This is a genomic window from Helicobacter anseris (assembly GCF_003364335.1).
GTDB classification, from domain to species: Bacteria; Campylobacterota; Campylobacteria; order Campylobacterales; family Helicobacteraceae; genus Helicobacter_H; species Helicobacter_H anseris.
The window spans coordinates 1-21492 of sequence record NZ_NXLX01000015.1 but is presented as its reverse complement, the minus strand read 5'-3'; the positions used below and the strand labels follow the sequence as shown (position 1 = coordinate 21492).

Annotated in this window: 21 protein-coding genes; 5 read left to right on the top strand and 16 right to left on the bottom strand. The window is 31.0% G+C overall.

Going from position 1 to position 21492, the window contains the following annotated elements; translation table 11 throughout:
- Positions 1 to 16 precede the first annotated feature (16 nt).
- The 10 genes from CQA57_RS06175 to CQA57_RS06130 are packed head-to-tail and all read right to left on the bottom strand — an operon-like array spanning position 17 to position 10548.
- The gene (locus CQA57_RS06175; protein WP_211305565.1) at positions 17 to 331 is read right to left on the bottom strand and encodes a thioredoxin family protein; all 315 of its coding nucleotides are present in this window, start codon (positions 329 to 331) and stop codon (positions 17 to 19) included.
- Between the two features lie 39 nt (positions 332 to 370).
- The gene (locus tag CQA57_RS06170) at positions 371 to 1408 is read right to left on the bottom strand and encodes a YeiH family protein (RefSeq protein ID WP_115579361.1); all 1038 of its coding nucleotides are present in this window, start codon (positions 1406 to 1408) and stop codon (positions 371 to 373) included.
- Entirely contained in the window at positions 1398 to 1856 is a 459-nt protein-coding gene (locus CQA57_RS06165) for a PaaI family thioesterase (protein ID WP_115579360.1), read from the bottom strand. Before CQA57_RS06165 ends, CQA57_RS06170 begins: the two co-directional genes overlap by 11 nt.
- 2 nt (positions 1857 to 1858) lie before the next feature.
- The gene (gene cmoB, locus CQA57_RS06160) at positions 1859 to 2752 is read right to left on the bottom strand and encodes a tRNA 5-methoxyuridine(34)/uridine 5-oxyacetic acid(34) synthase CmoB (protein ID WP_407918739.1); all 894 of its coding nucleotides are present in this window, start codon (positions 2750 to 2752) and stop codon (positions 1859 to 1861) included.
- Positions 2731 to 3726, bottom strand: a complete 996-nt coding sequence (locus CQA57_RS06155; protein WP_115579358.1) for a hypothetical protein — start codon at positions 3724 to 3726, stop codon at positions 2731 to 2733. Before CQA57_RS06155 ends, cmoB begins: the two co-directional genes overlap by 22 nt.
- Positions 3726 to 5597 (bottom strand): methionine--tRNA ligase, encoded by a 1872-nt coding sequence (gene metG, locus CQA57_RS06150; protein ID WP_115579357.1) that lies wholly within the window; start codon positions 5595 to 5597, stop codon positions 3726 to 3728. The genes CQA57_RS06155 and metG overlap by 1 nt, the downstream gene beginning before the upstream one ends.
- Positions 5598 to 5644: 47 nt before the next feature.
- A complete protein-coding gene (selB, locus tag CQA57_RS06145) occupies positions 5645 to 7486 on the bottom strand; it encodes a selenocysteine-specific translation elongation factor (protein ID WP_115579378.1) in 1842 nt (613 codons plus the stop codon).
- The gene (gene nspC, locus CQA57_RS06140) at positions 7479 to 8693 is read right to left on the bottom strand and encodes a carboxynorspermidine decarboxylase (RefSeq protein ID WP_245941868.1); all 1215 of its coding nucleotides are present in this window, start codon (positions 8691 to 8693) and stop codon (positions 7479 to 7481) included. The genes selB and nspC overlap by 8 nt, the downstream gene beginning before the upstream one ends.
- Positions 8690 to 9655, bottom strand: a complete 966-nt coding sequence (locus tag CQA57_RS06135; RefSeq protein WP_115579355.1) for a chemotaxis protein — start codon at positions 9653 to 9655, stop codon at positions 8690 to 8692. The genes nspC and CQA57_RS06135 overlap by 4 nt, the downstream gene beginning before the upstream one ends.
- Before the next feature lie 56 nt (positions 9656 to 9711).
- Positions 9712 to 10548 carry a radical SAM/SPASM domain-containing protein gene (locus tag CQA57_RS06130; RefSeq protein ID WP_170126837.1) on the bottom strand — a complete coding sequence of 279 codons (837 nt, stop codon included), beginning with the start codon at positions 10546 to 10548 and terminating at the stop codon, positions 9712 to 9714.
- Between the two features lie 67 nt (positions 10549 to 10615).
- On the opposite strand from CQA57_RS06130, the gene CQA57_RS06125 reads away from it, so the two are divergent.
- A complete protein-coding gene (locus tag CQA57_RS06125; protein WP_245941867.1) occupies positions 10616 to 11767 on the top strand; it encodes a pyridoxal-phosphate-dependent aminotransferase family protein in 1152 nt (383 codons plus the stop codon).
- A gap of 7 nt (positions 11768 to 11774) precedes the next feature.
- Here the strand turns inward: CQA57_RS06125 and polA are convergent, their stop codons facing one another.
- From polA to CQA57_RS06095, 6 genes are all read right to left on the bottom strand, one after another.
- On the bottom strand, positions 11775 to 14486 hold the full coding sequence (polA, locus tag CQA57_RS06120; protein ID WP_115579353.1) for a DNA polymerase I: 2712 nt from the start codon (positions 14484 to 14486) through the stop codon (positions 11775 to 11777).
- Entirely contained in the window at positions 14474 to 15106 is a 633-nt protein-coding gene (thyX, locus tag CQA57_RS06115; RefSeq protein ID WP_115579352.1) for an FAD-dependent thymidylate synthase, read from the bottom strand. Before thyX ends, polA begins: the two co-directional genes overlap by 13 nt.
- Before the next feature lie 57 nt (positions 15107 to 15163).
- The gene (locus CQA57_RS06110; RefSeq protein WP_115579351.1) at positions 15164 to 15583 is read right to left on the bottom strand and encodes a DUF1104 domain-containing protein; all 420 of its coding nucleotides are present in this window, start codon (positions 15581 to 15583) and stop codon (positions 15164 to 15166) included.
- A 181-nt stretch (positions 15584 to 15764) separates the two neighbouring features.
- Entirely contained in the window at positions 15765 to 17741 is a 1977-nt protein-coding gene (gene uvrB, locus CQA57_RS06105) for an excinuclease ABC subunit UvrB (protein ID WP_115579350.1), read from the bottom strand.
- A gap of 51 nt (positions 17742 to 17792) precedes the next feature.
- Positions 17793 to 18116, bottom strand: coding sequence for a DMT family transporter (locus CQA57_RS06100; RefSeq protein WP_115579349.1), 324 nt, complete (start codon positions 18114 to 18116; stop codon positions 17793 to 17795).
- Positions 18116 to 18424, bottom strand: a complete 309-nt coding sequence (locus CQA57_RS06095; protein ID WP_115579348.1) for a DMT family transporter — start codon at positions 18422 to 18424, stop codon at positions 18116 to 18118. The genes CQA57_RS06100 and CQA57_RS06095 overlap by 1 nt, the downstream gene beginning before the upstream one ends.
- On the opposite strand from CQA57_RS06095, the gene CQA57_RS06090 reads away from it, so the two are divergent.
- From CQA57_RS06090 to CQA57_RS06075, 4 genes are read left to right on the top strand one after another with little or no spacing between them, the layout of a single operon-like run.
- On the top strand, positions 18318 to 18884 hold the full coding sequence (locus CQA57_RS06090; RefSeq protein ID WP_342767477.1) for an SMI1/KNR4 family protein: 567 nt from the start codon (positions 18318 to 18320) through the stop codon (positions 18882 to 18884). The genes CQA57_RS06095 and CQA57_RS06090 overlap by 107 nt on opposite strands.
- A gap of 43 nt (positions 18885 to 18927) precedes the next feature.
- The gene (locus tag CQA57_RS06085) at positions 18928 to 19140 is read left to right on the top strand and encodes a DUF904 domain-containing protein (protein WP_115579346.1); all 213 of its coding nucleotides are present in this window, start codon (positions 18928 to 18930) and stop codon (positions 19138 to 19140) included.
- Between the two features lie 2 nt (positions 19141 to 19142).
- Positions 19143 to 19355 (top strand): hypothetical protein, encoded by a 213-nt coding sequence (locus tag CQA57_RS06080; RefSeq protein ID WP_115579345.1) that lies wholly within the window; start codon positions 19143 to 19145, stop codon positions 19353 to 19355.
- The gene (locus CQA57_RS06075) at positions 19355 to 21214 is read left to right on the top strand and encodes a primosomal protein N' (protein WP_115579344.1); all 1860 of its coding nucleotides are present in this window, start codon (positions 19355 to 19357) and stop codon (positions 21212 to 21214) included. Before CQA57_RS06080 ends, CQA57_RS06075 begins: the two co-directional genes overlap by 1 nt.
- Positions 21215 to 21492: the final 278 nt, after the last annotated feature.

The window sequence follows — 21492 nt, the reverse complement described above, 5'->3', positions numbered from 1 at the left end:
AAAAATTTTTCATACTTTAAGCCAGCATATTTTCAATTGCTTGCTTGATTGGCATTTTATTATCTGGTTCTACCAATCTCTCAGATACTTCAATTCCATCTTTTAAAAATAAAAGAGTGGGAATTCTTCTAATATGCAATAAATCTTTTAAAGCTTCATCCTTATCAATATCAACTTTAAAAAACTTAATACTACTATATTCCTCTTCTAAGACTTTCATTATAGGTTCAATCCTAACACAATCTGGACACCAAGGAGCACTAAAATTTACAACAACTAAGCCATTTTTTGATTCTTTTTCATATTTTTCTTGATTAATTATTTCCATGATTTATCTCCTAATTTTTGAGTAAAAAACATTATATTGCACTTATACTAATAATTTTGTAAGAAAAAATCCTCCCACAAGCAGAATAATAAAAAGAAAAAATGCCAATCCAAAAGCTTTTCCTCCAGAACTCAAAAATTTCTTAATATCAATTTGCAATCCTAATGCAGACATGGCAAAAATAAGCGCAAGATCACAAATAAATTTTAATCCATCAATGATACTTGTAACTTTTTGTGGATCTAATATAAAACTACTAAGAGAATAAATATAAGAATTTAAAATAACCACGCCTAAAAACATAAATGCAAACCAAGGAATATGCAAACTTCTTTTTCTGCCAACATGATGAGATTGCATCATTAAGTAGGGTATCAACAATAATAATGGAACCAATAAAATCACTCTTATCATTTTTACTGTAATGGCACTCGCACTCGCACTATCCCCTATTGCACCCCCTGCTCCTACCACATTTGCCACCTCATGCAATGTTGCACCAATATAAATCCCCATTTGACTTTCACTTAAGTACTGATTTAAAAACAATGAATAAAGCAAAGGATATAAAAACATTGCCAAAAGCCCAAAAATTATTACTGTTCCAACAGCAATAACACCCTTATAAGGTTCTGATTTTATAGAAGATTCTAAAGCTAAAACAGCAGCCGCACCACAAATAGCACTCCCTCCACTAACTAGCAATGCAACATCTTTATCAAGTCCAAAAAATTTAGTACCTACATAAAAACCAATTGCCATAATTGCAACAACAACAATCAGCGCAATCAAAAAGCCATTCCACCCAATACCACTAATCTCATTTAAAGTTACCTTAAATCCATAAAGCACTATTCCTAATCTCAAAAGCTTTTTTGCACTAAAAGTAACACCCAACTCTAAATCTTTTTTGCTTTTTCTAAATACAGGGGAAAGTAAAGCGCCTAATATAACTCCTATCAATAATGCAGAAATATGCAAATCTTGCACGATTTTTAGGCCTGCAAAATAAAGTGAAGCAAAAACCACTACTGCTACAAACAAGATACCATAAAGATAACTTGGTTTTTCATTTTCCATCTTCTTCTCCTTGAAATTTTAATTTAAAAAGCTTTTTGTCAAAAATAGCTATATAAAACATCCCTTCAAATACTTTTATATCCAATAAAAAACCCTCTACCTTTACTTCACATTTTTTAAATCCATTTTGCAATGCAGTTGCCTTAAATAAAATTTCATGTCCCAATTCAATAGGAGCTAAAAATTTTGTTTCAGAAGAAATGATAATACTATTTTTTTTATTGATAGCACACAAAGCTGCATATGCCGCTGAACCAAATATGAAACCAGAATGTATAGCCTTATCATCACTAAGCATTATCGAAGAGGTAGTATAAACTACCTCTGCTGTGTTTTCTGAAATCTTTATCAACTCTCCACAAAAATCAGCATTTATTCCTGTACAAGTTACAAGTTTATCTACTGGTTTGATTAAAGAAATCGTTGTCTCAAGCTCTTGATCTTGCATATTTAATCTCCCTTAACTTTTCTTTTTAATTTAAAATAACCTCTTTTTGGTGGTGGATAGCCTTCAATCGTGAGATTTCCTTCTGTATTTAAAAAGGAATCTAAACTTAAGGTATCAATCCAAGATGTCTTTCTTTGTTCTTGAATTGTAGTCTCTTTGATACTCAAAATCTCAACCAACTCTAAATTTGCACGAAAACACCAAGCTCTTAACGCAGCAATAGATGGAATAAAATATACATTGTTCATTTTTGCATAACTTGTTTTTGGCGTTAATGATATTTCCAAATCATTTTCAATAATCAATGTATCTAGGATGATTTCTCCGCCATCCTTTAGGCTTTGAGAAAGACTTTTTAAAGCTTTTATTGGATCGCTTCTGTGATATAAAACACCTAAACAAAAAATTACATCAAACTTTCTACCATAGTCTTTTAAATCATCAACACCCAATAGCTCATATATAATCGGCGCTTTTATAAAATGATTGATGAAGCTAAATTGTGTAAAAAATAATTCACTAGGATCAAATCCTATTAAATTTCTTGGTTTTTGCTTTAGCATCTCAAATAAATAATAACCATTATTACATCCGACATCTGCAACATCTTTATCTTTTAAATCTACATAAGGTGCAATCTGATTCCATTTTATAAAACTTCTCCATTCACTATCAATAAAAAGCTCATTGATAAAAAATGGACCCTTTCTCCAAGGTTTTAGCTCTATTGCTAACTCATGAATTTTTTGCATTTCTTGTTTTGTTGTATCAAATGTAATTTTAATACCATCATCACATAGATAATTTGCATTTACATCTGCTAATTGTTCTATCTTTTTGTAGGTATGATAAATCTTTGGATTATTAAATTGCATCAAAATAAAGTTGCTGCTGATTCCACTCTAGGCTTATTAAGCATTTCTGCTAATTCCTGATTTTCCAATCCTAAAACTAAAGCAAAATTAAATTTTTCATTACCTATGAACTTTAATAATTCTTCATGATTTGCATAAAACATAACATCAAAATCAAAGTCAAAATCACAATCTCTTGGAACAAAAACCTTCATTTTTCCCCATTTTCCATTCTGAGCAATATAATTTACATATTCTCTAAAATCATTCAAACCTTTTTGAGCAATCACTACACGCTCACTTTGACCATATTCTAATAATTTTGGTGTTTGATCTACAAAACTTGGCAAAACACTAGGCAGATTTCTAAAAGCTCTTAAATCAAAATCTATCTGATAGTTTTGGCAAAGATGCACAACTGCACTCAATTCATCAAAAAATAATGCTGGTAATAATAAATAATATTGTGAAAGTTTGTAATAAACCCTCATATCAAACAATGTTGCAATATGAATTGTAAGTATTTTTTCTTGCGGCACGATACTTTTTGTATAATCTAATGCTAAATTTAAAAAGCCACTATCTGCAACCACAACTCCTTTATAACAAATATCCTGACTTATTTGCTCCAATAACTTTTCAAGATTTCCATCAAAAATTACAATTTTTTCATCTATACAAATTTGTGAAAAAATCTCTAATTCTCTTGGCTTTAAATAAAAAACTTCAATATTTTTATTTAAAAGATAAAAACGCACAAGTCTTGCTATAGATTCTTGAATATCTTGCACCTTAATCCATGCAATTTCCGCATCCACCATTTGAACAAATTTGTCATATACAATACCATAAGCACCCATTGATATTGCCATATCAATATCATCTAAACACTTTGCAAAAAATAATCCACCTCTCTTAAGATTTGATAGATTTAAAGCCACACTATTAAAACTATCAACTGCTGGAGAGTTACTCAATTCTCCTTGCAAAAGCTCTACAACTTGATTTATTCTCACTAGCTTACCCTGCTTCCATTTTCCTTGTGATTGTCTATACTTAATAATGATAAGCCATTATCATCTTTGACTGCTAATATCATCCCCTCAGAAATCTCTCCCATCAATTTTGCGGGCTTTAAGTTGCTTACAACACAAACTTGCCTGCCAATCAAAGAATCTGGCTGATAAAACTCAGAGATTCCAGAGATAATCTGTCGTAACCTTCCCTCTCCTAAATCTACTTGTAATTTTAAAAGTTTGGTGCTTTTAGGGACAAAATCTGCACTCATAATCGTGCCTACTTTTATTTCAATTTCTTTAAACTGACCAATATCAACTAGATTTTGTTTTTGCTCTTGCTTAGGATTATCATTTTTTTCAATCATTTCAATTTTTGGGAATAAGGCATCAATTTTTTTAAGCCTTAAATCCATCTGAATAAAATGCTCTTTTATAAATTTATGATAATTTTGCGCATTTGCACTCAATCCAAATACATCTAAAATCTTTGTAGCAACTTGAGGCATAATAGGATAAAGACTCAAAGCACCTTTTATGAGAATATTGCTCAATAAAACCAAAAGACCATAAACCTCTTGCTCCTTTTTTTCTTTCATCAAATTCCAAGGCTCATACTTAGCTACCAAACCATTAGCTAGCACAAATATTTTCCACAATTCTTCTAAATATTTAGAAGGTTGTATTTCATACATGAGACATTCAAGAGAATCTAGAATTTTTTGGATTTCTTTTTTTTCCTGAGGTAAATTTTCTTCGTTGCATTTTAAACTTAAATTTGCATATTTTTCTGCCATTCCAAGCACACGATTTAATAAATTTCCCAAATCATTTGCTAGATCCGTATTGATTTTTGTTATCAATGCTTTTTTTGAAAAGTCTCCATCTTGACCAAAGCTCACTTCTCGCATTAAAAAATAGCGTAGAGAATCTATTCCAAATTCTTGTGCAACCTCCATTGGATTAACCACATTGCCCAAACTTTTACTCATCTTTACCCCATCAATTAACCACCAACCATGAACATAAATATGCTTTGGTAAAGGCAAATCCAAGCTCATCAAAAATGCAGGCCAATAAACAGCATGGAATCTCAAGATATCTTTTCCTACAATATGAATTGCATTTTGCCAAAAATCTTGTTGCAATACTTTATTACCATAACCCAAAGCAGTTACATAATTCATTAACGCATCTAACCAAACATAAATAATATGTTTTTTATCCCCTATGCTCTCTGGCAATCTAATCCCCCACTCAAAACTTGTGCGAGTTATAGAAAGATCATTTAAACCATTTTTTACAAAATTTATTACTTCATTTTTTCTAAAACGAGGCAAAATACAATCTGTTTCATACCATTGCAAAAGTCTATCTTGATATTTACTTAAAGCAAAAAAATAGCTTTCTTCTTTTATTAAAGTAGTCTCTCTTCCACAATCTGGACATTTATTTTCTTGCATCTGTGAAGATGTAAAAAAACTCTCACAACTTACACAATAATTCCCCTCATATTCCCCCTTATAAATATCTCCTTTTTGATACATCACTTCGAATGCTTTTTGCACGCCAATAATATGATTTTTATCTGTAGTGCGAATAAAATAATCATAATCTATCTCAAAATCATCCCAAAGTTTTTTGAATTTTGCACTAATAAAATCTGCATATGCTTGAGGAGTTTGTCCTTTTTTTAAGGCAGATTGTTCAATCTTTTGACCATGTTCATCTGTGCCTGTAAGTAAAAAAGCTTCTTTACCTTGAAGTTGATAATATTTCTTTAGCATATCTGCAATGAAAGTAGTATAAGCATGACCTATATGTGGAACATCATTTACATAATAAATTGGCGTTGTGATAAATGATTTCATAATTCTTAAATCCTTGATAATATAAAGCTTAATTATAACAAAATTATCTAGTGAGCATAACGCAAGACTCTTTTACCACAATCATTTAATATATCAGAAAATCCATCTAAATAATCTAAATAAGCAACAAGATATTTACGGCTAATTCCCCAAGAATTCCTTAAAATTTCTAAATCCAAATATCCATTTCTCTGCAATAACTCTCGCATTTGTTTTAATGCATTTTGCAAAGCCCAAGAAGAAACAAATAAATTATGTGTCAGTCGCACTACTTTTTGAGATGCACACAATGCCTTTAAAGCGTCATCACCACTTTTTCTATCAATATCTAAAGAATCATAAATATTATACGGTGCTCTAGGACTCAACCCCTCATCAAGTAAGATTCCATAAATTTTATCACGAACATATGTTTGTAAATCTCCTATTTTATTAACATTACTGATAAAGAGATTGTGTTTTTTTGCAATTTGCCCGCTCTGCAATAACTCCTCTAAAACAAAAGATAAGACACCCTCACTCGCCCAAGTAATCTTAAAACTCAATGTTTTTGAAGATAAAAGCGCTAATGAATTTTTATTAAAAATATCTAATATTGCTTTTTTTAAAAACTCTAAACTCTCTTGATGGAATAAAACTAAATTCCTTTCATCAAAAAAACTTTTAGAAACCTTTTTTGCTATTTCCACAACTTCTTTATGCTCTAGACCAAATCTCTGCATCGAGGATATCAGACCAAAACCACGCTTATGTGCCAAAGAAAATAAACCAAAAGCACCTAAAAAATCTTCTTGCAACAAAGCATTAAGCAATAATATCTTTTGAGATTTTTTTATGGGATCTGCAATAGGATTTAAAACCATTCCACCTGCAACATTTTTTTGCTCATCTCGTAAAATAAACTTCTCTTTAAATATAGAAAAAATCTTTTCATCAGTTTTTAATGTAGCAAAAACCCTATCATTCTCACGATATAAAACAAATACTTTAACTTTACAACGCTTTGTGCCAATAAAAAATTGAAAAGATTTATTATGTAATTCCTCATCATATAAAGGAAACAAGACAACATCAATCACATCAAAACCCCTCAAAAATCCTTTTTGTGTGATTAAATAACCCCTTTGCAACTCTCCACTAGAAACCCCTCCGATACTGATTGCAACTCGATGCGATGGCAAAGCTTCTAAAATATTTTTATTGTGCATTTGCAAACTCTTAATAGGTAATTCTTTTTGCAACTCACAAATATAAACCTTGCTATCACAACTTATCTTGCCACTTACTACACTACCACTTACTACACTACCAATCCCTTTTAGAGTAAAACTTCTATCAATGTAATATCTAAAAAAATTCGCACTATTTTTATTTATTTTTGACAAGTTATCTAAAACTTCGATTAACACCTGATGCGACTGCTTATGTTTTACACTAAAATAAACAATCTTTTCTAATGCAATATCCTTAAAACCATCAAATAATATTTTAATCTCTTGATGCAATCCTTTTAATTTTTCTTCATCATCACATAAATCTATCTTTGTAATTACACAAATAGCCTGCTTGATTCCCAAAAAATTTGCAATTTCGAGGTGCTCTATTGTCTGAGGCATAATACCATCATCATAAGCCACTACCAAAAGCAAAACATCAATTCCAAAAGCACCTGCTATCATATTTTTTATAAGTTTTTGATGTCCAGGAACATCGATAAAAGCAATATTTCTTTTTGGTGTTTTTAAATCTGAAAAACTGATATCAAGAGTAATTCCCCTCTCTTTTTCCTCAGCACTCTCATCACCATCAAAACCATTAAGACATTTAATCAATGAGGTTTTGCCATGATCTATGTGCCCCCCTAAGCCAACAATAATATCATTATCCATTACGATTTTTGTAATCAAGATAATTAAAAGTCTTTAATACCTTAAAATCTTCTTTATCTATCATTCCTAAAGAAGGTAGTGGTATGCCATTGAAAGTTGTATTTTTAACAATTGTATAATGAATCATATCCTCAAAAATTACGCGATCTCCAATCTGCAATGGTGTATCGAAGCTATAATCCCCTATTACATCTCCAGCCAAACAAGTTGGCCCACCAAACCTATAAGAATATTTACCTGCATTTTCCCCTAAATCACATTGTATTTCTTTTGTATGTTGTGAAATTTTTCTTACTCTAGGTCGATAAGGCATCTCTAAACAATCTGGCATATGAGCACTTGCAGAAACATCTAATATCGCTATAAACATTCCATTATAAACAATATCAATCACTTCACCTATTAAAAAACCGCACTCCCAGCCTACTGCTTCTCCTGGTTCTAAAAATACTTCAATATCATTAAATTGTGATTTAAAGTCTATAATAATGCTATTTAATAAACCAAGATTATAATCTTTTCTTGTTATATGATGCCCTCCACCAAAATTTACCCATTGCATTTGGGTAACAAAATCTCCAAAATGCTGGATAAAATGCTCTAAAGTCCTTTTAAGTGCATCAGCATTTTGCTCACAATGCGTATGAAAATGAATCCCATCAATCCCATCAAGACCATACATTTCCACGCCATTTTTAAACTCACTGGGAGTAATACCCAAACGACTGCCTTTGATACAAGGATTATAAATTTCTGGTTGCACTTCACTATAAAGCGGATTTACTCTCAATCCTACCTCAATCTTTTTTAAACCCAATTTTTCTAATTGTAAATTCTTATCTGCAATTTTTGCTTTAAATTTTTGCCACTGATAAAAAGAATTAAAAATAATATGAGTAGCGATGGGTAAAAGAGCATCAATTTCCTCCTCCTTATATGCAGGAGAAAACACGCAAATATCTTTATCAATCTCTCTTCCACCAAACTCTTCAAATCCAAGCATTGCCTCATTGATGCCACTTGCTGTAGTCCCGCTTAGATATTTACGCGCAAGCTCAAAACTCCTCCAAAAAGCAAAACCCTTTAAAGCAAGCAAAATCTTTGCTCCGCTAGCCTTTTGAACAGAATCTAAAATCTCAAGATTGTGTTCTAAAAGCTCCTTTTCAAGCACATAACAAGGAGATGGGATTTTAAAATAATCCATCATTCACCTAATAAAAGCTCTCTAATTACTGCTTCCATTTCAACCGGATTTGATTTTGAAATAAAATAATCAGCCTTTAAAGAGAGTGCCATTTCCTCATTACTACTTCCACTCATTGATGAATTTACAATAATAGGAATATGCGAAGTTAAAGAATTATTCTTACTTTGCTTAATAACTTCAAAACCACTTACTTCTGGCATTTCTAAATCTGTAATAATTAAACCGATATCTGCAATATTTGTTTGTGGGGAAAAAAGATAATCTAAAAGTTTCTGACCATTGATAAAATCAAAATGTTTCAATCCCAATTTATCCAAAATCAATCCCATAGTTTTTAACATCGTAGGACTATCTTCTGCTAATAATATTGTCTTTTTACTATCAATCTTTTTTAGTCGGATAATCTCAGATTCTTTTTCTTTTTCAATCCAAGGGAAAACATCTATAAGCATTCTCTCTATATCCACAACCTGAACCAATCTACCATCAAAATATCTTGTATGACTTACAATTTTATTATTTTGAGCATTTCCTGTTATACCTATGCTCTGCTCCATTTCTGTCCATTTTTTTGACAAAATTCTATCAGCCTCATAGATACGAACCCCTATAGTCCATCTTGAGAATTCGCATATCATTATCACATCATTTTGTCTCTCTGAATGCTCAATTTTATATGGCAATAAGCTTCTTTGAGGATTATTAGAATCATAATGAAACCACTTACGCATATCTACTAGAGGTAAAGTCATATCTCTTATACTAATAAGCCCATCAATAAGTGTATTATCCTCATAGCTAACAACACTTAAATTTCCATCATATTTGATAACTTCTCTAATCTTAAAAACATTAACAGCATACAAATCTTTATCTTCTTCTAATCGAAAACAAAACAATTGCAATTCATTATTTTTATGCAGGCTTGTCACCTGATCAATTTGTGATAAATTTGACATCAAAACCTCAAAAATTAAAAGGATAAAACTTATAAAATCATACCATTTTTTATAAAAGTTTAGTTACTACTTCTTGTGGTAGGGAAATGGCATCTTTTACACAATTCTTCAATAGCAATATTTTGTTCAAAGCCTTTTTTTATTGCAATAGCTCTTTTAGAAGACAATATTTCATCTAAACTCTGCTTATTCACATTACCCAAAGCAATCTCTCCTTGAGTATCAATACAACAAGGCACTACTATTCCATTTGATAAAATACCTATTTGCTCTTTTAGAGCGTGGCATTTTTTAGTATGACAAATATTTTGCATTTTTAAATCTGCCCAAATAAAGGTTTTTGTAATATTTAAAAAAATATATTCATCAAGCTTAATACGCTCAAAAGTCTTAAAATCATTGGGTATTGTTTTTTTAAAAAAATCAAAAATTTGCTGAAGTGGTATTCTTTTTAATGTTGTATCTTGCACTCTTAGATTGATAAAAATCTTATTTTGTTGCTTTCTTTTAAAATCACAAAACTCTAAAATATCTTGTAAATAACCTTCTTTTGTAGGGTTATTTTTATCAAAACCTGCATCAAGAGAAAAGGCAATCTGATGTATTGCGGGATGCAATAAACTTTCTTTATCTTTTAAGTAAAAACCACTTGTTACTAAATCCACAGATAAATCATTTTGTCTTAAAATATCCAAATACTCTTTAAGATTTTTTATTCTGCAAGGATCTCCTAAAATATGCAAGCAAACTCTATGGCACTTCCCTCTTATTTGTCTTACTATTTTTGCAAATAACTCCTGAGACATCAAGCCTCGCACAGCCTTTTGATTTGGACAAAAACTACATTGCAATCCACAAATATCACTCAACTCTATATAAATCTTTTTAAAATGCATCACTTATAACCCAAAAGCTCTATTTCTTTTATAAAATTATATATTCTTAAATTTACTAGGAATCCAAATGCCAAAGAAAAACCCCTTAATGATGATACCTGGTCCAACACCTATTCCTCAATCCATCTTAAAAGCAATAGCAAGACAACCCATCAAACATAGAAGCGATGAATTTACCTCTATCATGCAAGAAATCTATACAAACCTCAAATACATATTCCAAACCAAAAATGATGTTTTTATCTTTGCTTCAAGTGGAACTGGTGCAATGTGTGGGGCATTAGAAAATATTTTAAATCCAAAAGATAGAATCCTTTGTCTTGTGACTGGAAAATTTGGAGAAAGATGGGCAGAAATTGCAAAGCTAAGAGGAGCTGAGGTAGATATTCTCTCTTGTAATTTTGGAGAAGTTATCACTCCAAAAATGTTGCAAGATCATTTAAGCTTACATAAACCCTACAAAGCCATCACACTCACTCATAGTGAAACATCAACAGGAGTAGCAAATGATTTGCAATCTCTTTGTGCAATTATTAAAAAAACAGAATCTTTATGCATTGTTGATGGTATTTCAAGCATTTGCGCAATGCCATGCAAAATGGATGAATGGGGGATTGATATACTTATTTCTGGTTCTCAAAAAGGATTGATGCTACCCTCTGGCTTATCCTTTTTAGCCCTAAGTGCAAAAGCTTATGAAATACACAAAAAATGCCTCTTTCCAAGTTTTTATTTTAATTTTTCTCTACACAAAGAAGCCTTAAAGAAAAATACTACGCCATTTACCCCTTCTATAAATCTTATTTTTGGACTTTTAGAATCTTTGAGGATTATCAAAAATATTGGTCTTGAGAATCTATATCATAAGCATAAAAAGCACACATTTGCACTAAGAGATGCCATCAGAGCTATGGGATTAGAACTTTTTGTAAAAGATGATGCACACGCAAGCTATGCCACTACTTCTATCATCCCTCCAAATGGTATTAAGGCCCAAGATATTATCAAACACTTACAAGAAAATTACAATATTATTATTGCTAGTGGCCAGCAAGAACTTGAAGAAAAAATCTTTCGTATTGGAACCTTAGGATATATCCATAATGAAGATTTAATCCAAACAATAACAGCCCTTGAACAAACCCTACAAAGCCTTGGCTATAAATTTGAAAATAAAATAGGAACACAAACTCTCTTAGAAAAACTCAAAATGCCTTAGGGTAATATTATTTCAATTCTGCCCAATTATCCCCTATGCTAACACCGCATTTTAATGGGACATTAAGTTTATAAATATTATTCATAATTGCTTCAATATCTTTGCCAACCTCAACTACCTCTTCCTCACTTACTTCAAAAATCAATTCATCATGAACTTGTAAAAGCATTTTTATAGAATCATTATTGTATTTTTGATAGATTTTTAGCATTGAAAGCTTTATAAGATCTGCTGCACTTCCTTGAAAAATTGAGTTGATTCCTTCACGCAAATAATTACCCTTTACAAAATCCGTAGCTCCATCAAAATTAAAATAGCGCCTATGTCCCAATAAAGTTTGTGCATAACCATTTTGTAAAATCATTTCTTTTTGCTCTTCTAAAAAATGTTTTACTGTAGGAAATGAAGCAAAATAACGCTCAATATATTCTTTGGCTTCTGTAATTTTTATTTTTAAAGTTTGGGAAAGCTTTTTTGCACCCATACCATAAATAAGACCAAAGTTAATGCTTTTAGCAATATGACGCTTCTCTCTTGCCTCATCTTTAGAAAAAATCATCTCTGCGGTTTTCAAATGCACATCTACATCTTCACAAAAACCTTGCACTAAACTTGCATCCTTAGAAAAATGTGCCAATAGTCTTAATTCAATTTGTGAATAATCCACACTTAGGAGTTTTTTACCGCTAGTAGCAATAAAACCTCTTCGAATCTGTCTTCCTAAATCACTTCTCACAGGGATATTTTGCAAATTTGGTGATTTTGAACTCAATCTCCCCGTAGTGGTTCCTGTTTGCAAAAAAGATGTATGAATCCTATTTTCTTGTGTCTTTAATTTTAACAAAGGTTCTACATAAGTATTTTTAAGCTTAAACAACTCTCTGTATTGCATGATACAAGGCACAATAGGATGATCGTGATAAATCTCCTCTAAAGTTTGTTCATCTGTGCTATAACCACCTTTTATCTGCCTTACCTTTCGAAGTTTAAGATTATTAAACAAGACCTCAGAGAGTTGTTTTGGAGAATTCAGATTAAAGATTTGATTGGCATGAACAAAAATTTCACCCTCTTTTTGAGAAATTTTAGCACTCAAATCTACTTTTAAATTTTCAAACCAATCCACATCAATCTTGATTCCATCTCGCTCCATACAAAACAAAATTTCAACAAATGGATATTCCAAATCTTTAGCCAAATCTTTTAAAAAATCTAAATCTTTCTCTTCAATCACATCTAAAAGCTTAAAATAAAGCTGATATGTTGCAACAGCATCTTCACTGGCATATTCACTTGCTTTTTTAATATCCACACTATCAAAAGTTTTATTCTTTTCTACAACATCTTCAAAAGGAATCATCTTGTGTGAAAATAAACGCTCCATCATCGCATCTAAACCCACAACACTTGCACTATCTACCAACCAACCTAGCACCATCGTATCTTGTAGATTTTTTGGAGGCAAGATTCCAAAGTTTCCATAAACCACCAATAAATCAAACTTAATATTATGTCCAATAAGAGAATGGGTAAATAATTTTTGTATAGCTTCTTTTGCACTATCAAAATCAATCTGATTACCTACCCCTAGATAATTATGAGCAATAGGAACATAATAACCATTAACTCCATCAAAACAAAAACTAAAACCCACCATTTTTGCATGAATTGCATCTAAAGAATCTGTTTCACTATCAAATGCAACAATAGCATCATCTGGGATACTATCCAATAATGCAAAAAGACTTTTTTTATCGGTAAGCAAATTTGATTTAAAGGAAAATTTAGATTCTGATGGAGGAATATATCCTATACCCCCCATACCCTTAGCACGAATTGTCTTAATAGAAGTAGTTATGGGAAGTTTTTTTATTCGTTGTAAAAGTTTATAAAACTCATAATATTCAAAATCATCTACAATTTTTTCTAATGGATTTTCTTCAGGAATCCTTGCACTTAAAAAATCAAAATCTTCAAATAAATCTTTTTTTAAAGTTACAAGCTCTTTGCTTAAATAAACAATCTCTTTATTTTCCTCAATTTTTTGTGCTGTTTTTTTGCTTACAACTTCTGCTAGAGAATCAAGATTGTTATATAAATTGTCTATATTATGAAAGTTTTGAATAATTTTTTGTGCTGTTTTAGGACCAATACCTTCAATACCTGGAATATTATCACTACTATCACCAACCAAACTTTGATATTCGATAAAATTTTTAGGATATACACCAAACTTTAAGAAGCATTGCTCCTCTCTAATTTGTATTTTTTTTATAGGATCAAAAAGATAAATGTTTTCATCAATAAGTTGATATAAATCTTTATCATGACTCCAAATTTCAACATTAAACCCTTTTTTTACCGCATGTTGGCTAAGCGAGGCAATCACATCATCTGCTTCATACCCCTCCATACTAATGCTCTTTAACCCCATTTTTTCAATCCAACCTATGGCAATAGGCAGCTGCAATAAAAGATCTTGTGGTAACTCTTGACGCGTTGCTTTATACTGAGGATAAATTTTTTTTCGATAATTATTCTCGCCCTCAAGTGCAAAAATTACATAATCAATATTATTATCCTTATAAACATTCATCAATAAATTTGCAAACCCCATCAAAAGACCTGTAGGGAATCCATCTTTATTTCTTAATGGGGGTAATGCATAAAAACTACGAAATAAAAAACCAAATGTATCGATTAAAATTATTGTTTGCAATCTTGCATCTTTTCAACAAAAATAAATTTATGTTCTTGTGGCAATGCTTCAAAAACCGCATTTGAAAGCTCCCTAATCTCCCAAAGCGCTGATTTAGAGCTTCTTAATTCTAAGAAGTTTTGCAAACTCCTTGCATTGATACTCCAAGCCAATTCTGTTTTATAGCTTTCTGGTAAGGCATATTTTGCAATATCATTAGATACTCCATCTACAAGAATGCATCGTAATTTTTCTAAGGCCTGTATCGATGCCTCATCAACTAATGTATTTTTAGTAAAAACCAAAAATCTTTCAGCTCGCTTTTTATTTATATCGCTAAGTGGTAGAAATGTCTCTTCTTCTTTGAGTTCTTTGAGTGTATATCGTGTTGATTTTACGCTAAGACTTGCGATTCTATGCCTTGCTAGTTCTTGCAAACAAGCACGACTAATATCCTGAATATAGAAGTTATAATACAAATGTTCTAGCGTACTAGAATGTTTATTTTTATTACCCACCCTATCAATTAAAGCCATATCTTTTTCACCACCATTATCACTTTTATCAAAACTCTGCCAGCAAGTTCTAATGGATAAGGAACAAATTTCTATTGGTGTATAATGCCTCAAAACTACTTTCATAAGATTACCTCTTTTTATATTTGAAGCATTATACTAAATCAAAGTTGTTATGAAAAATTACTTATCTTTTTTAGATTTTTTATCCTTTGGTTTATCATCATGATGAGGACATGCTTCTTTTTTATGATCTAAGTGTTTATAAAAATGACATAAACCACTTTTTTTGCACTCTTCTTTGCTCATTGTTTTGATACGCTCACCTACTGCTTGTTTAATTGCTTCCATTCTTTCTTTAAATTCTTTTAAAGTCATATTTTCTGTATTTTTTTCTGTTGCTTCTTTTAATTTTTTATGGAATTCTTTTGCATCTGCTTTTTTCATCTCCTTGATTCTCTTATGCAATTCAATTTGATAATCTGCAACTTCTTTTACATCAACCTTACCAGCAATACCTATCAACTCTTCATTGCTCATCTTTGAAAAATCATGACCAAACAATAACCCCACAAATGCCAATGCAAAAATAACTTTTTTCATAAAGTTCCTTTTAAAGTTTTATTACCATTAAATAATAATGGTTGTCAGAATGATATAACGAGTGAGTAACAAGAATTTAAATAAACTATACATATTCTTGATTATATGCATTTACACGATAAGAATCTTCAATCAACTTAGCTATATACTCAATATAATCAAATTTTTCTAATTTCATAATCTACATACTTCTAATCCTGGCGATTTCATCACGCAATCTTGCAGCTTCTTCAAAATCAAGTCTTTTAGAAGCTTCTAGCATTTTTTTATTTAACTCTTTGATAATACTATCTCTCTCTGCTTTTGGAATCTTGTTCTTTTTAGAGGTTTTTTCATAAAGATTTGCACTAGATTCTAATTTTAATTCATCTTCAAGATTTCTTGCCACGGATTTTGGTGTAATGTTATATTTCTTATTGTGTTCTTGCTGTTTTTTACGACGATAATCAGTGATATCCATAGCTTTTTGCATTGATTTGGTAATGGTTTTTGCATATAAAATTACTTTCCCATTCACATTTCTCGCAGCTCTCCCCATCGTTTGTATAAGACTTGTTTCACTTCTCAAAAACCCTTCTTTATCCGCATCCATAATTGCGACTAGACTCACTTCTGGCAAATCCAACCCCTCTCTTAAAAGATTGATTCCCACAAGCACATCAAACTCACCAAGCCTTAACAATCTGATGAGGTGATTACGTTCGATTGCATCAATATCACTATGCATATACTGGATTTTAATTCCCAATTCTGCATAATATTTACTAAGCTCTTCTGCCATTTTTTTTGTTAAAGTAGTGATTAAAACCCGCTCCTTTCTTGCGATTACTTGCTTGATTTCATCAAACAAATCCTGCACTTGATTATCGCTATCTCTCACTTCATAGATAGGATCTAAAAGCCCTGTGGGTCTAATAATCTGCTCTGCAATATTACCTTGAGATAATTCTAATTCTTTTTGTGCTGGAGTAGCTGAAACAAATAAAAAATGTGGGGCCTTATGGATGAATTCTTCAAACTGTAAGGGGCGATTATCTAGAGCACTAGGAAGCCTAAAACCATATTCTACAAGCACTTCCTTTCTACTTCTATCACCTGCATACATACCTCCAAACTGGGGCAAAGAAACATGAGATTCATCAATGATAATTAAATAAGGCTTTTTCTTTTGCTCAAAGTAATCTAGTAAAGAATAGGGTGTTTCACCCTCTTTTTTTCCTGTCAGATGTCTTGCATAATTTTCAATACCCTTACAAATCCCGCTTGCTTGTATCATCTCTAAATCAAATTCTGTGCGAGATTTTAAACGATTGTATTCAATCATCTTGCCTTCTTTTTCAAAAAAAGCAAGTCTTTGATGCAATTCTTCTTCTATGTTTCGCAATGCAATTTTTTGACGCTCATATCCTACGATAAATTGATTTGCAGCATAAATCACATGGCTATCAAGTCTTTTTACTTCCTTTCTTTCAATGCTATCAAAAAGTGCAATACGCTCAATCTCATCATCAAAAAATTCAACCCTTACAAATTCCACCTCATTATATGCTGGGAAAATATCCACACTCTCTCCACTAACTCTAAAGTTACCTCTCTCAAAAAAAGTGTCATTTCGACTATATCCCATATCTACAAGTTTTAATAAGAATTCTTTGTATTTACGCTTTTCACCTACTTGAATTTTTTCAATCATTTGAAGATATTCTTCAGGATTTCCTAAACCATAATTTGCTGATACACTAGCTACAACAATCACATCATCATATGCCAAAAGAGAAGTGGTAGCACTAAGACGCAATCTCTCTAAATCCTCATTGATACTCGAATCTTTTTCAATAAACAAATCCCTTCTTGGAATATATGCTTCTGGCTGATAATAATCAAAGTGAGAAATGAAATATTCCACATGATTTTTTGGAAAAAAACCCTTAAATTCACTATAAAGCTGTGCGCATAAAGTTTTGTTATGACTCATAATCAATGTAGGCATATTTAACCTAGCAATAATATTTGCCATAGTATAGGTTTTGCCACTCCCTGTAACTCCTATGAGTGTTTGATATTGATGATTGTGATTGATACTCTCTACAAGTTTTTCTATCGCTTGAGCTTGATCTCCTGCAGGCGCATAGCTAGAATCTAAAATAAATTTTGGCATTTTAGTCCCCCAAAATATTTAAAATAAAAAAAGAATTATACAAATATTCTCTTATCCCAACAATTTCAACCCAATTACTGAAGCAATAATCACAAAAAGACAAACTCCTTTTAATAGGGTAATTTTCTCTTGATAGATAATTCTTGCCATCACTACACCACCAACTGCACCTATACCAGTCCAAACTGCATATGCTACACTAATATCAATTTCTCTCATAGCCAAAGACAATAAAGATAAAGAACAAGCAAAAACTAGTAACAATACACAAAGCCATAACCAAAAACTTTTTCCCTTTTTGCTTGAAACCTTTTTCATCGTCAAAATACCCAATACCTCAAAACACCCAGCAAAAATCAAAAATATCCAATGCATTACCCCTCCTTATTTTGAGCGATTTTAATACCCAACACACCACATAACAAGATAAAAATCAAGAATAATTTTGCATAATGCAAACCATTGATAAACATATCAATACTTGTTAAAGCAGCAGCACCAAGTCCTACAAAAATAGCATAGGCACTACCCACTTCCATTTTTTTACAAGCTTGGATTGCACAAAAAAACGAACATATCACACACAATACAATTCCTAAGATTCCAATAATACTTCCAGTTGCATACTTTAATCCCAATGCCCAAAGCACCTCAAAAAATGCCCCTATAAAAATCCAAATCATTTCAAGCCTCCAAAAAAGCTGTAATTCTACTATACTTCTAAAATACCAAAAGAATCAGATAAGGAATAAAATGATAAATAGAGTAAAAACTATTGAAGATTCTCTAAAAATTACGCTTCCTAAGGATTATGCAAAATTTATAAATAATATAGGATATTATGATGGGGAATACTATGAAGTCTATGGATTTTTAGAAAGTTTTGAAAATATTGATGACTATCCTTGTGTCATAGGTGTAACAAAAAGATATAGAAAAGATCACCCTCTATTTAAGCAAACAGAAATTGCTATACATTTTGATGAATATCTCAATACCATTGTAAGTATTGATTGTGAAGATGGGGCAGTATATAATACGAGTTTTTTAGAGAAAGAAAAAATTGCAAAAAACTTTGAAGAATGGTTTAAAGATCTTTTGAGAATTGAAAATAAAGCCATACAAGAGGAGCAAAATTTATAATTTAAATTGCTATACTTTAAGCAAAAATTATGTAGGAAAAATAATGTTATTAGAAAAATTAAATACCAAAGTTGATGAACTCTTACAGACTATCCAAGAACAAAAAAACGAGCTACAAGCCCTGCGATTAAAAATCACAACACTCACAACACAAAATGAAGAAAAAGACAGACAAATATCTCAACTCTATGAGCAAATTGCACAAAAAGATTCTGAGGTGCAAAAAATTTATGAAAAAATCCAATCAGTATTATAAAAATGGACAACAAACTCATCATCAAAATTGAAGACAAACAATTTGAACTTGATTTAAAAAATTTTGCAGATTCTATCAAACAAGATCTTGTTGAAACTTTTGGGGATAAAAATCTCAAAACTCAAGAACTTCTAATGCTTTATTTACAAAAAATCCAAAAAGAAGCCTTGCAAAATACCCAGATACAAGATATTATCGCAAAAATTACATTGTAATGTTTTATTATCTTATTGCTCTATTAAAATCCAATGCTCCTTTGCTAACCTACGCATCACAAAATCCCTTAGAAAAATATGAAATTGTTGCCTTAAAACTAAAAAATAAAAATACCTTTGGGGTTGTCATAGAATCTACAGCTAAGCCATCATTTCAATGTAAAGAGGTAGAAAAAACAAATTTTTATTTCACTTCCATACAAATAAAATTGGCTAATTTTATTGCACAATATTACTGCACAAGTTATGGAGAAACTTTTGGTATCTTCACACCACAAGAAAAAAATACAGATAATGCAATATCTCCAAAAATAGCATATCATCTAAAAACACTCAATCAACAGCAACAAAAAGCATTGCTTTTTTGTGAGAATAAAAATTTATCTTTACTTTTTGGAGATACAGGTAGTGGCAAAACTGAAATATTTTTTCATCTTATTACAAAAATTTTAAATCAAAACAAACAAGCATTATTTCTTATGCCAGAAATTTCACTCACTCCACAAACAGAAAAGAGATTAAAAGATGCATTTGGAGATATTGTTGGAATATGGCATAGCAAGATTACAAACAAAAAAAAACAAGAGATTTTAAAGCGATTGCAAAATGGAGAAATAAAAATTATTGCGGGTGCTAGAAGTGCGCTTTTTTTACCATTGCAGAATCTAGGAATTATCATTGTTGATGAAGAACATGATGATGCCTACAAATCCCAGAATAAGCCAAGATATAATGCCAAAGACCTCTGTATATTTCTAGCAAAACAAACAGATATTAAAGTAGTGTTAGGATCAGCTACCCCTAGTATCCAAAGCTACTATCTAGCATCAAAAGAAAAAAGTATTTTTCGATTAAAAGGAACTTTTTTTGATTCAAAAAAAAATATTGAGTTTGACATATCAACTGAAGTTTTGAATCAAAAACTTCTAAATCTTATTGCAGAAACTCTAAAAAGAGATGAGCAAATTATCATATTTGCTCCTACAAGAGCAAATTTCAAAACTCTTCTTTGCAATAAATGTGGCAATACAATAATGTGTAAATATTGCAGTGTGGCAATGAGTTTGCATCATAAAAAAAATATGATGCTTTGTCATTATTGCAATTTTTCTATGCCAATCCCTGAAAAATGTCCTACTTGCAATGCCACTGATTTTATTTCAAAAAGAATAGGAACAGCGCAACTTGCCATAGATTTACAAAATAATTTTCCAGATATAGAAATTGCGATTTTTGATAAAGATCATGCCAACACAGAAAAAAAACTCAAGCAGCTATTGAGTGATTTTTCAAAGAAAAAAACCCAAATCCTCATTGGCACACAAATGATTGCAAAAGGTCATGATTTTCATAATGTAAAACTCGCAATTATTCTAGAAATCGACTATCTTCTAAAAAGTCCTGATTTTAGATGTACAGAAAAAACCTTTAGTTTAATTTATCAAGTTGCAGGAAGAAGCGGTAGAAAAGAAAATGGAAAAGTTGTAATTCAAAGTCTCAATGCGGTATTTTTAAGAGAATATCTACTAGATTATCAAGATTTTTTGGATTATGAATTGCAAAATAGAAAAGAGTTCTATCCTCCATTTACAAAACTTGTGATTTTGCATTTTGAAAACAAAGAAGAAAACCTAGCAAAAAGTAATATGCAAAATATTTTATCTCTTATCAAAAATCAGACAGATATTTTTGAGGTTGTAGGATATGGAAAATCAGGCATTGAAAAAATAGGTAATATCTATCGTTATCATATTTTATTAAGAAGCTACAAAATCACCCAAACAATCAAAATTCTTCAAAAACTCCTTCATTCGCAAAGAAATTTTGAGATTGACATTGACCCGATTGATTTTTCATAAAACCTCCAAATAGTTCCTCTTTCCCTCTCCAACCACCACTTAAACTAAGGAGTTTTATTTTTGTTGTTTAAAACAAATATTTAAAGTAAAAAATAATATAGAATATTTGTTTGAAGGTTGCAGAAGAAGAGAAAAATCATTCTACTTTTTAATACTAGTCTATCTTATAACAACCACTCTTGTTTGAGAATCTAAAAGCTTTCTTGCTTTCTCTAAACTCTCTTTAGCATTATTAGCTTCTTCTTGATTATTAAATGGACCTACTAGATAAGTTTTTA